The organism is Methanofastidiosum sp., from assembly GCA_013178285.1.
Classification (GTDB): domain Archaea; phylum Methanobacteriota_B; class Thermococci; order Methanofastidiosales; family Methanofastidiosaceae; genus Methanofastidiosum.
On the sequence record JABLXD010000004.1, the window covers coordinates 1 to 10543 of the forward strand.

Annotated in this window: 11 protein-coding genes; 6 read left to right on the plus strand and 5 right to left on the minus strand. The window is 35.6% G+C overall.

Translation table 11 applies throughout. The annotated features are described in order from the left end of the window. The 4 genes from HPY60_02900 to HPY60_02915 form a co-directional block, all read left to right on the plus strand. A partial coding sequence (locus HPY60_02900; GenBank protein ID NPV50133.1) for a zinc ABC transporter substrate-binding protein occupies positions 1-621 on the plus strand: 621 nt, incomplete at its 5' end. 94 nt (positions 622-715) lie between these two features. Beyond that, positions 716-1069 (plus strand): hypothetical protein, encoded by a 354-nt coding sequence (locus tag HPY60_02905; protein ID NPV50134.1) that lies wholly within the window; start codon positions 716-718, stop codon positions 1067-1069. A gap of 66 nt (positions 1070-1135) precedes the next feature. After that, positions 1136-2218: a geranylgeranyl reductase family protein gene (locus HPY60_02910; protein ID NPV50135.1), complete on the plus strand. Its 1083-nt coding sequence runs from the start codon at positions 1136-1138 to the stop codon at positions 2216-2218. Between the two features lie 32 nt (positions 2219-2250). Next, positions 2251-3429 carry a cofactor-independent phosphoglycerate mutase gene (locus HPY60_02915; GenBank protein ID NPV50136.1) on the plus strand — a complete coding sequence of 393 codons (1179 nt, stop codon included), beginning with the start codon at positions 2251-2253 and terminating at the stop codon, positions 3427-3429. 1 nt (position 3430) lies between these two features. On the opposite strand, the gene HPY60_02920 is transcribed toward HPY60_02915, so the two are convergent. After that, positions 3431-4765 (minus strand): ATPase, encoded by a 1335-nt coding sequence (locus tag HPY60_02920; protein ID NPV50137.1) that lies wholly within the window; start codon positions 4763-4765, stop codon positions 3431-3433. Between the two features lie 184 nt (positions 4766-4949). Here HPY60_02920 and HPY60_02925 point away from each other — a divergent pair, with 184 nt between their 5' ends. After that, the gene (locus HPY60_02925; protein ID NPV50138.1) at positions 4950-5468 is read left to right on the plus strand and encodes a hypothetical protein; all 519 of its coding nucleotides are present in this window, start codon (positions 4950-4952) and stop codon (positions 5466-5468) included. 8 nt (positions 5469-5476) lie between these two features. Next, entirely contained in the window at positions 5477-7342 is a 1866-nt protein-coding gene (locus HPY60_02930; GenBank protein ID NPV50139.1) for a hypothetical protein, read from the plus strand. Between the two features lie 20 nt (positions 7343-7362). On the opposite strand, the gene HPY60_02935 is transcribed toward HPY60_02930, so the two are convergent. From HPY60_02935 to HPY60_02950, 4 genes are all read right to left on the minus strand, one after another. Beyond that, the gene (locus tag HPY60_02935; protein ID NPV50140.1) at positions 7363-8475 is read right to left on the minus strand and encodes a hypothetical protein; all 1113 of its coding nucleotides are present in this window, start codon (positions 8473-8475) and stop codon (positions 7363-7365) included. A 65-nt stretch (positions 8476-8540) separates the two neighbouring features. After that, on the minus strand, positions 8541-8939 hold the full coding sequence (gene mce, locus HPY60_02940) for a methylmalonyl-CoA epimerase (protein NPV50141.1): 399 nt from the start codon (positions 8937-8939) through the stop codon (positions 8541-8543). Beyond that, positions 8932-9903 carry a methylmalonyl Co-A mutase-associated GTPase MeaB gene (gene meaB, locus HPY60_02945; GenBank protein ID NPV50142.1) on the minus strand — a complete coding sequence of 324 codons (972 nt, stop codon included), beginning with the start codon at positions 9901-9903 and terminating at the stop codon, positions 8932-8934. Before meaB ends, mce begins: the two co-directional genes overlap by 8 nt. Positions 9904-9918: 15 nt before the next feature. Continuing rightward, positions 9919-10317, minus strand: coding sequence for a cobalamin B12-binding domain-containing protein (locus HPY60_02950; protein NPV50143.1), 399 nt, complete (start codon positions 10315-10317; stop codon positions 9919-9921). Between the last annotated feature and the right edge of the window lie 226 nt (positions 10318-10543).

Genomic DNA, 10543 nt, shown 5'->3' on the forward strand with positions numbered 1-10543 from the left:
CTTGCCAAAGCAAAGATCAATTCAATTAAAGATGCGTTGATAGAAATAGACCCAGATAACAAATCTTACTATGAAAAAAATGCGGAAGAAGTTTCAAAAGAACTTGATGCATTAAATGAAAAACTATTGGCAGAGGCAAAAGAACTTGGAGTATCAGAATACAAAGCAATTGTCATGGCTTGGCAGAAACCATTCTCTGAGTGGATTGGGCTTCAAGTAGTTGAAGCATATCAACCACCTGAAACTCTTTCTGTTCAAACTGTCCAAAATCTTGTAGTTAAAGGAAAGGAAGAAAATGTCGCATTTGTAATTGACAATCTTCAGAGTGGAACTACACTTGGTGCTCAAATGGCCGAAGAGATTGGCGGAAGACATGTCATTTTCTCAAACTTCCCCGAAGCAATTCCAGGAACAGATACAATTGCTGAAATGATTCAATACAATGCGGACCAGATCTTTGACACAATAAAACAAGCTCAAAGTGAATCAAAGGAAATGTCTGAACTCAGATCACAAATATCTTCAATTTCAAATCAGTTAGTAATATTCCAGGGATTGACTGCAGTGCTTTTGATTATAACAATATCCTTTGGCGCAATGCTTTACAAGAGGAAAAATTAATTTTTTTCTTTTTTATATATAACTTCAAGATATATTAAACCTTATCACAATATTTATATATTTTTTTTAACCTGTTTAATTAGAGGTGATATATATGAAGAAGTTACTAATTATTATGCCCATAGCATTGCTAATACTTTCCTTAGGATGCACAAGCAGTGCTTTAACAACAATGAAATTTCAACCAATGCAGTGTGAGCAAACACCTTGGGAAAAATGGTATGCTGAAGGCGGGATACAATTTATAAAAGAGCCAACAGACAGTGAACTCATAATTGCATACTATGGCAATGTCTACCAAATAGAACTATCTGAGGTAAAGAAGGTAGAATCTGGAAATGCAGTTTGTGAGGCATGTAACGTTTGCCCTACAAGTTACTATTTCTCTGCAAAAGTGAAGAGTTCTGATGTAACAAAAATGACAGAACTTAAATGGACGAAAATTTAATTTACTTTATTTTTCTTTTTATACAAACTAGTAACTATTTATAAACAATAAAATAAAAATGATTTTGTGGATATAACTGTTATAGGTGCAGGGCCGGCAGGGCTACTTGTTTCTCAGTATCTGAATAAAGCCGGGTACAAGGTTAAAATAATTGAAGAGCACAAGACTATCGGGAAACCCATCTCCTGTTCTGGGCTCATAGGAAAAGACTTTTTTGATCATTTCAAGGAGTTTGACTTTAAGGATTCTATTAGAAACAGGATTGATGGAGCAAAAATATGTCTTGGAAATGATTCATTTGAGCTTAAAAGAAAAGGCGTATCTTTTGTTGTTGATAGGGCTATTTTTGACCAATCTCTTTCAAAAGGGCTTGAAGTTTCTTTGAACGAAAAATTTCAATCATTTAACAGAACTAAAGAAAATATTTCCATAAAGACAGACAAGAGTAAATTCAGCACTGATTTGCTTATAGGAGCGGATGGGCCTTCATCTAGGATTAGATCGCAAGAGTTTCAATTCAATATTCAACAATACAAAGGCTACCAGATTAGAACTAGAGCAGAACTTGATTTAGAAAATTTTGTTGAAGTCCACATACAAAGGCCTTTCTTTACATGGATCATCCCTGAAGGAGATGGCATCTTCAGAATAGGCACTGTATCAGATAATCCTAAAGAATCGCTTACTAGATTCTTGAAGGAAAGAGGGATAAAAAATGATCCAATTGAAGTTCAGGCAGGCGTGATACCTGTGGGGAAAGGGGATATCTATAAAGATAGGGTCTTTCTTTTAGGAGATGCAGCATGTCATGTAAAACCATTGTCTGGCGGAGGTGTTTATTACGGCGCATTGGCTGCAGAAGCTCTTTCCAATTCAATAATCTCTGATAGGTATTTTGACTACCCATTGCAGTGTAATAAAGTATTGGGGAAGGAGATTTCTAGGGGATTACTTTTGAGAAAGATGTATGAAAGTCTAACTGACACTGAACTAAGTAGCATATTTGATTTTCTTAAATCAAAAAAACAGATTCTTAATGAAACTGGGAGTTTTGATGAGCATTCTAAGACTATTTTCTCATTGATTAAAGACCCAAAAGCATTAACTTTTCTACCTATTTTTTTAAAAACTTATATTAGAACTCTCTAAAACCTTTTAAACAATCTATATTCATTTGAGACATGAAATATATAGTGGTATGCGGAGACGGAATGGCCGATTATCCTTTAGAGGATAAAGGAAACAAAACTGTACTTGAGCTTTCTGATATTCCCAATATTAACATGATTGCAAAGGAAGGTGCAATGGGGGAACTTAAGACTGTCCCAAACGGATTTGAAGCAGGTTCAGACGTTGCAAATCTTTCTATTTTAGGCTATGACCCAAAACAGTACTATACTGGGAGGGGCCCTCTTGAGGCTTACAGTATTGGTGTAGATCTTATAGAAGGCGATATAGCATTTAGATGCAACATCATAACTGAAGAAAATGGAATAATAAAGGATTACTCCTCAGGCCACATCACAACTCCAGAATCAACAGAGTTAATAAAAAAAGTTTCAGAGTCTTTTGACATAGGGAAATTTTACCCTGGTGTAAGTTACAGGCACTTATTCGTATACAACGGTGAGAACAGCTTTTCCTGCACACCACCACATGATGTAGTGGGCCAGAAAGTATCTGACAATCTAATCAAAGGTAAAAATGCTGACATATTGAACAAGATGATGCTAGATTCAAAAAAAATATTAATGGATCACCCCGTCAATAAAAAGAGAGCCTCTGAAGGCAAAAATCCCGGTAACATGATTTGGCTTTGGGGTCAGGGGAAGAAGATACCAATGGAACCATTCTCACAAAAGTTTGGGATGAAGGGAGGCGTAATCTCTGCAGTTGACCTGATAAAAGGGATAGGATATGGTGCAAAAATGAAGGTCATTAACGTTCCAGGGGCAACAGGATTCATTGATACAAACTATGAGGGAAAGGCAGATTATGCTATTAAAGCTCTTGAAGAGATTGACTTTATCTACATACATGTTGAAGCACCTGATGAAGCAGGGCACTCTGGAAATCTTGAAATGAAGATCAAAGCAATTGAAGACCTAGACAAGAGAGTTGTTGGAAGAATTCTAAACAAAGTTGAAGGAAAAGGATTTGACTACAATATTAGTATAGTAGCAGACCATCCAACACCAATTAAGCTAAAGACACATGTACCTGACCCAGTACCATTTGCAGTTTATTCAGAGAATATTCAGAAGGATAGTACTTCTTGTTATACTGAAAAAGAAGCAAAGAAAGGTAGATTTGGCCTAATAAATGGAAGTGAATTTATAGGGCTTTTAAAGAGTCAATAATTTACTTTTTTGTTTCCTTTTTGCTTTCTTTTGGCTTTTCACTTTCTCTTCTGATAGAGGCCCTGACCATCTGGATAACAGAGCTATTTATCTGATATTTTCCTTTTTCACTTGATAGAATCCCCATAGCTACTAGCTCTTCCAGTTTAGTGTACTGTTTTGTTACTGACTCTTGGGTATCCTTTGCAAGCTGGATATACGTTACTGGCCCTCCACCATACTTTTCAATTATTATCCTGACATCTTCTCTCAAATCTGATGGAACTCTTCTTATATACTCTTCAACTGATGATGGGCCGGTCAAAACTTTTGCAAGGTATCTGTCATCTATAAACTCCACAAAGTTGTCTCTTGTGGCGGTAAACAAAGTAGTATGAAGGAGTTTAAGTAAATCTCTTGGATTTCCCTTTGCCATGCTGTTTGCAAGAACTATTGCACTCTCCTCAAATGGGTAAAGTGGATTAATTATGGATTTTCTCCTGCTATACTCAAGTCTTTTTTGGACAAGTTTTATTGCCCGCTCATCAGAGAGCGGTTCAGAGAACAACTCATTATGGAGCCTTGCTACAAAGGCAGGATTAATTTCTCTTATCCTATCATAGGCATTGTTGGTACAGGCCATGATAAAAACGCTTGACTCTGGCATGTTACTTATGAACTCTCTTATGAACTCAAAGAAAAGAATAAGATCGGTATTTGGAGCTGTTAGTATATTCTCCATTTCGTCAATTATGAGTGCAGATCTCTTGTATTCTCCTAGATAGTCAATAAGTTGATTTCCAATATCTTGGGAGTTGTAATTTGCTCTTGTAAGCTCAGAATCTTCATACTCTTCAACAACGGGTGCAGATCTTGCACCTCCTGAGAAGAATCTTTTTATTTTCTGGAAAAATGAAAGTTTTTCTTCTTGGTAAAGCTGCTCATATGCGCCTTCTCCAAACTCTGATTCTTCTGCAATAGCCACTTCTTCAACGGACTGCTCTATTCCTTCTTCCTCTTCGTATTCGGAGAAGTATGAGAATATATCCAAAGTTGTTTTAATTATATCATTTGAGTCAATCTTTTGGTAGATTGACATTCCTCCGGATTCCTGTATTAGTTTGTGAACTCCTTTAAGTCTCTGCGTTTTTCCTGAACCCAATGGCCCAACTAGAGAAAGGGCTATACCCGAATTTTCTCCAATAACATCTGAAAGAATATCTGCAATACGAGAATCTATCTCTTGAGAAACGTGAATCTTTTCGATATCCCTTATAGCCTCAGACGATAGATCTGTGAATGGATTTTTTTCCAAACCAAATCTTTCATATGAGGAAGAAACATCTATCTTAAACATAATTATCCCATTATTAGTTATTTATTAAAGATTACCATCTTTTTACATAAGTTTGATTTATATTAAAAAATAATAATGTAAAAAACTATTTAAAGATTTCGGTAATCATCTTCATATTTTGTTATCTAGAGTAAATATTTTTTCCATGGAAAAAGTTATAAGTAATTTTATACTCCATTTATTAATGGCTTCTATAGAAACATTCCTATCTCAGTATTGGATGATAATATTTGCAGCCTTAATTGTATTATTTATTGTACTTATTTTTCTAGTTAGAGTTGTTTCCAAGAAAAAGAAGGGTAAATCTGGTATACCTGGGATCAAAATTCCAGAAAAGGTATCTATATTTGATAAGCAAAAAACAGTAGAACCTGAAATAAAGAAAGAGGAAATAAAACCTCAGAGCTATGAAGCCTCTCCAATAAAAGTTTCAGAAGCCGCATATGAAACACCAAAGATACAAGAGCGAAGAAAAATCAATACTTGGGCAGATTTTATTATAGAAATTGATAATCTGTCAAATAGTCTTGTAGATGCAAAAGCTCATGAATACTTCAAGATGAGCCAGATGTATAGGGATTTAACAAGATACTACTTTGATAATATACAAAATCCAAACATTGAGAAAACTGACATGGACAACGCTTGGAAAAAACTTGAAACTTGTTATAGTAAAATCCAAAAACTTTTAGAAAATATTTAGGTGTTTTAATGAATAAAAAAATATTGGCAATATTTTTGCTTAGTATTATATTCACTGGTTTATTGCCCGTGATGTTATCACAGGAAGAAGATGGAAAATCTATCACGATTAAAGTACCTGCAGTAAAAAGGACAGATGCCGGTCTTGAAGGGGCTGTTTTTGATGCCACAGTTCTTGTAAAACCAGGTACGGGAAGGGTATTTGTTGATACATGGCCTTTATCAGAGCTTGATACGCAGGCTTCATGTAGATTTGCATCTGTAGTTGCATCAGACATACTAAAGGTATCCCACTCAAAATATGATTATTTCTATACAATTAGAGCAGATTCTCCAATAATTGGGGGGCCTTCTGCTGGAGCAGCGCTTACTATTGCTACAATAGCCTCAATCAAGGGGCTTGATATAGATCCTAATGTCATGATGACCGGGATGATAAATCCTGATGGTACTGTAGGCCCAGTAGGAGGAATATTGGAGAAGATAATGGGTGCAAATGCAAAAGGTATTAAAGTATTCTTAATCCCAAGTGGGCAATCAATTATCCAAATAATTGAAGAGGGTAAAATTGATACAGTTAATGTAATTGAGTATTCAAAGAGCCGCTGGGGCATTACAGTAATCGAAGTTGACGATGCCGTTGATGCTCTGTGGTACTTTACAGGTTACAGGATACATGAAGATACCCCTCCATCCAAAGTTATCGTTAATACTGATTTCATAAAAGATAGGGCGCTTTCTGATTTTGTCGCAGTAGAGAAACTAGCTAAAATTACAAGTAATAAACTAAATTCTGAAACAATAGGTTACAGGGAATACCAGACTTTAGATGAATTTCTAACTAGAGCAAATACTAATATTGACACAGCAAAAACTAATCTTTCAGAAAAAAGATACTACAGCGCAATGAGCAATATATTCAATGCCAAAATACAACTTAACTATATCAGCGATTCAATTGATGTAATGATAAACAAGGATTCAAACTTTGTCAAAGCAAAGATCGAAGCTGCTCAAAAAGAGTTAGACGAAGCAAATGAACTAATTGCAAATGAATCCTTGAATATCAGAGGGATCACCTCCTTTGAATGCCTAGCAGCATCAGAGAAAAGAGCCATTGAAGCTGAGAATCTAATAGCTGAGGCGTGGAAGAACTTCTATAATCAAAAATACTATGATGCTATTTACTACTCAAACTTTGCTCAAGAAAGGGCAAAAACAGCAAAACTATGGATGGATGTAAGTAAGGAAAATTCTACTGGAGAAGCCACAATTGATGAATCGCAAATAAAATATACTGCAAGTCAGAGAATTGAAGATGCAAGATTGAGTCTTGTTTATGCACAAACATTAGTAGGTCAGAATACATTACTCACTCAAAGCGCAGAGCTACTCACAGCAGCTGAAAATGAGTATGAAAAAGGTAAGTATGCAGCAGCTATTTTCGATGCTATAGATAGCAAGGTTAGATCTAGCGTTTCAATTGAACTATGGTCTTCCGGAGAAGATGTGATTAAACAAAGGCTTGAAAGAGCTAAAGAACAGGCCGCAGGAGCAATATACCTTGCAAGAAAGAATGGCGGAGAGCCTTTAATGGCAGAGAGCTATTACGAATATGCCTCAACATTTGAAGAATCTGATAAGATTGGTTCAATAATTCTCTATAAATACTCAAAAGGCGTAGCATTTGCCCTTAGATTCTTAGAGCCTTTAGAAGATATATCCTCTGAACAAGAAGTCCAAATTGAGAAATCATCAACACTTGTAACAACTAATTCCTACAATTATGTTGGGTACTTTATTGGAGGATTGTTAATAGGATTAATAATTGGCGCTATAGCCGTATTTTATACAAAAAAAGATATGTATAGATAAAAAAATAATTTTTTAAATTTTTAAATTTCTCCTCTATCTTTAGTTCTTATAGTTCCTTCGAGGGTTACGCCGCCACCTATTTTTATTGAACCTCTGTACTCTATTCCCTCGCTAATGTGTGTTCCATCCATCAAAGTTACTGAACCATCTGAAAGGATCTTACTAACGCTGCAATTGTGGCCTATTGTAACATTTCCTTTTGCTTTGATTGTTTTTGCATCGCTGTTGGCACCTAATACAACGTCTCCATCTGAAACTACATCTTTCATAACTTTGCTGTTTTCGCCAATTGAAACGTTTCCATTTGCTTCAAGCTTTGTCTTGATAACTGCCTCACTGCCTAAGAATACATCACCGCCGGCAATAAATTCGCCACCAATTTTTATTCTTTCCCCACCTTTAATGTCTCCAGTAGTTTTGATTGAAACAGGGATGACGCTGCCGTTTGAAATAAATGCATTGCCTGCAAAGATCTCTTCTCTAATTTCAGCTTCTTCTCCCATTACTAAGGATCCATCACATTTTACAGCTCCCTGCACAGTTGTTCTGTCTCCAAGGGTGACGTTTTTTCCAGCAATTATATCTCCTTTAACAAGGGCATCATTTTCAATTTTTACATTTTCTTTGGTCTTTAATCCACCTTTAACTATTACGCCTTCACTAATCTCAATATCTTTTTCAAAGGCATCCAAAACTATTACTTTTCCCCTCTCTGTTTCTTCCATCTGCCTGTTAAGTTCTTCGTTAATTGATTTGACCCTTTCAAGCTCTCTCTGAACATCTTCGATTAACTCTTCTTTTTGCCTTATCTCAATTATTTCCTTTGATCTTTCATTGTTTAGTTCAGACTTGTATTTGTCCCTTTCCTCACTTATTTCTGTTATAACGTCGTGAGTTCTTTCTTCAACTTCTCTGTACTTATCCTCAGCTTCTTTTAGCTTATTCATGAAGTCTTGATTTTCTCTTGTAATTTTCTCGAATTTTTCCTTAATGATCTCTATGTTCTCGTATTCTTCTTCATAAACCTTAAGTTGCATCTTTAGAGCCCTGTTTTCCTTTTCAATTTCTTCTAAATTCTGCGTGAGGACATTCAATTTTTCATCTTTTTCACTACTACCACCAAAAAGGCCCATATAAACTCCTCCTAATATATAATAAAATCTTAATATACAGTATATATATCTTTTTATTTAAAAATCTATTTCTCATATAGCTCTAAAAGTATACCATGAGTGCTTTTAGGGTGCACAAATGCCATTTTAGACCCGCCAGCGCCTTTTCTTGGATTTTCATCAATAAGTTTAACTTGTTTTTCTTTCATTACTTCTATGCTGTTTTCTATATTATCAACTAAGATCGCAATGTGATGTATCCCTTCACCTCTTTTTTCAATAAATTTTGCAACAGTACCATCAGGCGAAGTTGATTCTAAAAGTTCTAAATGAACCCCCCCAATATCTAGAAATCCAACCTTTACTTTTTGCTCGGGGACCTCCTCTATATTATCAACTTTTAATCCAAGAGCCTCTTCATAAAATTTTAGAGACTCTTCTAAATTGTTCACGGCTATTCCAATATGGTCTATTTTTTTAATCATTAAATCCACCCCGTATAACATTCTTTAATCTAGGAATTAACTCCTCAATAACCATGTACGGATCTTTTTCCCTATTTGCTATCTTTTTTGCGTATTCTTCCATTTCTTCTTCACTTATCACATCATATAGATTTCTAATGAATAAGTTTTGGAGTATATTTACCAACTCAGTTTTTCCCCTAATTATCCTCTTTTTTTCGTGATGGCCAGATTCAATTAAATATTTGTGATGATTCTTAAGGGAGTCATAAAGTTTGTTGGCACCATCATCTTTATTCCCATAGGTTTTTATTATAGGTGGGGCCCAGCCTTCTTTTTTCTCTGAGAGTTCTAGCATCATCCTTATTTCCAAGATGCATTTCTCGACACCTTCGATATCTGCTTTATTGACTGCAAATATATCACCTATTTCCATAATTCCCGCTTTTAATGTTTGGACACTATCCCCCATGCTCGGAACAGAAACAACGACTACAGTGTCTGCTACTTTCACTATGTCGACTTCTACTTGTCCCGCACCGACCGTTTCAATAATAATTACATCTTTTCCAAATGCATCAAGTGCTTTAATAGTATTTCCAGTTGCCTCAGAAAGGCCCCCTAGATTGCCTCTTGTAGCCATACTTCTAATGAAAACATCTCTATCAATATAGTGTTGTTTCATCCTTATTCTATCTCCAAGTATGGCACCGCCTGTAAAAGGACTCGTAGGATCAATAGCAATTACACCGACTTTAAGTCCCTCTTTTCTATAACATGATATCAACTTATCGACGATACTACTTTTGCCTGAACCCGGAGGCCCAGTAATCCCTATAATGTGGGCTCTGCCAGTTAAATTATGTATCTGAGGAATTATATATGCAGAAGAAGATGGATCATTTTCCATTAAAGTAATAATTTTTCCAAGCGCCCTTCTGTCCCCGGAGATCATGCGCTTGATTAATTCATCATAGGAGTTCATTTTAGGCACTCTTTACTATTTATTGGTCATTTCTTTTATGTATGTGACAATATCCTCTGTACTAGTGCCAGGCCCAAATATTCTCTTTACTCCAATGTCCTTAAGATAGGGCATATCGTCCTCAGGGATAATCCCTCCACCAAAAATAGGGATATCCTCAGCACCTTCTTTCTTCAGAAGGTCTATTACTTTTTTAAACAGGTGATTGTGTGCGCCGGATAGTATACTAAGCCCTATGACATCCACATCCTCTTGTAGGGCTGTTTCAACAATGCTTTCCGGAGTCTGTCTTAGTCCAGTATAAATTACTTCCATACCTGCATCTCTCAAAGCCCTAGCGACTACCTTTGCCCCTCTATCATGCCCATCAAGACCTGGTTTAGCTATCAAAATTCTTAATCTCTTTTCTGGCAATAAAAGCCCCCCTTTTCATATAGAGAATATATTCTTAAAATAGTTTTCGGTTAGTATAATGTTATTCTAAGAATTCTTACATTATTGATTTAAACATAAATTTTATCAAAAAAGATTATAATTTATTTTAATCTTCGTCGTAGTCTTCTTCAGGAATGAAGATAGGCTGCTCATCATCTCTGTCTTCGACAGGAAAGTTAATCTGTGGCTCAATTATTTATATCTC